A 967-nucleotide genomic window follows, 5' to 3' on the forward strand; every position below is an offset into this window, starting at 1 on the left:
GTTGATGCTTGACACTCCGGCATCGGTTGATGCTTGACGCCCTGTGGGCTGGCTTGGCTTTGGCGTGATCGTTGTCGATCGCGTGGGAGGCCGGGTTGGCGCTGGTGGAGTTGAGTGTCTTGGAGCAGCGGTATCGCGCTGTGCTGGAAGTAGAGGCGGGCTGTCCGGTGACCGAGGTCGCCGCGCGGTATGGGGTGTCGCGGCAGAGCGTGCACGCCTGGCTGGTCCGGTATCGGTCCGGTGGGCTGGCGGCGTTGGCGGACCGGTCGCACCGGCCGGCGTCCTGCCCGCATCGCACGGCGGTGGAGGTGGAGGCGCTGGTGTGTGAGCTGCGGCGGGCTCATCCGCGGTGGGGTCCGGCCCGGCTGGCGCACGAGCTGGCCCGGCAGGGCGTGGAGCCGGTGCCCTCGACCGCGACGCTGTCGCGGATCCTGGCCCGCAACGGCCTGGTCGTCCCCGGCGGGCGGCGGCGTCCGCGCTCGTCGTATCGGCGATGGGAACGCGATGCGCCGATGCAGCTGTGGCAGATCGACATCATGGGCGGGGTCATGCTGGCCGACGGCAGGGAGGTCAAGCTGGTCAGCGGGATCGACGACCACTCCCGGTTCGTCGTGATCGCCGCCCTGGTGGCCCGGGCCTCGGCCCGGGCGGTCTGCGCCGCGTTCGCGGCGGCCCTGACCGTTCACGGGGTGCCCGAGGAGGTGCTGACCGACAACGGCAAGCAGTTCACCGGCCGCTTCACCCGCCCCCGCCCCACCGAGGTGCTGTTCGAGCGGATCTGCCGCGAGAACGGCATCACCACCCGACACACCAAGATCCGCTCACCCACCACCACCGGCAAGATCGAGCGCTGGCATCGCACCGTCCGCGAGGAGTTCCTGGCCGTCCACGCCCCGTTCCCCAGCCTGGACCAGGCCCAGCACGCCCTGGACGCCTGGGTGGCCGACTACAACACCGCCCGCCCCCA

The 967-nt window shown here is 71.5% G+C and carries 1 protein-coding gene; it reads left to right on the forward strand.

Translation table 11 applies throughout. The features are described 5' to 3' along the window. Positions 1-110: 110 nt before the first annotated feature. Positions 111-967, forward strand: an 857-nt coding sequence (locus tag ABD340_RS47765; RefSeq protein WP_344598852.1) for an IS481 family transposase, incomplete at its 3' end; no start/stop codon positions are given.

This window comes from Actinomadura vinacea, from assembly GCF_039532545.1.
GTDB classification, from domain to species: domain Bacteria; phylum Actinomycetota; class Actinomycetes; order Streptosporangiales; family Streptosporangiaceae; genus Spirillospora; species Spirillospora vinacea.